At 71.9% G+C, this 839-nt stretch carries 1 protein-coding gene and 1 pseudogene; one reads left to right on the forward strand and one right to left on the reverse strand.

Going from position 1 to position 839, the window contains the following annotated elements; translation table 11 throughout:
• Positions 1 to 182, forward strand: a pseudogene (locus AC27IQ_RS25980) (cob(I)yrinic acid a,c-diamide adenosyltransferase); the annotation flags it as partial.
• Positions 183 to 221: 39 nt separating this feature from the next.
• Here AC27IQ_RS25980 and AC27IQ_RS25985 read toward each other — a convergent pair.
• Entirely contained in the window at positions 222 to 644 is a 423-nt protein-coding gene (locus AC27IQ_RS25985; protein ID WP_284430440.1) for a hotdog fold thioesterase, read from the reverse strand.
• Positions 645 to 839 lie beyond the last annotated feature (195 nt).

An 839-nucleotide genomic window follows, 5' to 3' on the forward strand; every position in this document is an offset into this window, starting at 1 on the left:
TAAAGCGCGCGGTGGTGGCGCTTGGCGCGGCCGAGCCGGTGCGCGATGCGCCGCGGCGCTACCTCAACCGGCTGTCGGACCTGATGTTCGTGCTGGCGCGCGTGCTCAACCGCCTGGATGGCGGCGACGATGTGTACTGGAAGAGCGAGCGCATGGCGCGTGCGGAGTCCGGCGCGGCCTGACTGGCACCGCCGCCGGCCTGAAATCCGCCGCCACGGCGGTCAGCGCGGCGCCAGCATGGCGATCGTCAGGCGCGACACGCAGGTCAGCTCGCCTTCGTCGTTGACCATGTCGATCTGCCATACCTGCGTGGTGCGGCCGATGTGCACGGGCCTGGCGGTACCGGTCACCCAGCCGCTGCGGGCCGAGCGCAGGTGGTTGGCGTTGATGTCCAGGCCCACGGCATGCCAGCCCTCGGGCGAGGCGTACACCGCGCCCACGGAGCCGAGTGTTTCGGCCAGCACCACGCTCACGCCCCCGTGCAGCAGCCCGAACGGCTGCTTGGTGCGCGCATCAACGGGCACGCGGGCGCGCAGGAAATCTTCGCCGATCTCGGTGAACTCGATGCCGAGGTGGGACACGGCGGTGCCTTCGTTACCGGCTTGCACGGTGGGCAGGTCGATGGGGCGCTTCCAGATGGGCATGGGGACTCCTTGCGTTGGTGGGTGGGGCCCGCCCGCCGCGGGCGGCCGGGAAAGTGGCCCGGATTATCCGGCGCCCTTGCCGCCGCAGGAGTCGCTCAGGCGCGCATGGTCCCCGTGCGCACGTAGCGCTCGTGCCAGGACAGCGCCTCGCCCAGCAGGTGGGGGCGTGTGGCGGCCGCAGCCGCTGGCCTCGGC

The organism is Acidovorax sp. KPB24-07, assembly GCF_057543315.1.

Excerpts from the sequence above, each read along its gene's own strand:
- AC27IQ_RS25985 (WP_284430440.1), bottom strand. The coding sequence starts at position 644 with ATGCCCATCTGGAAGCGCCCCATCGACCTGCCCACCGTGCAAGCCGGT.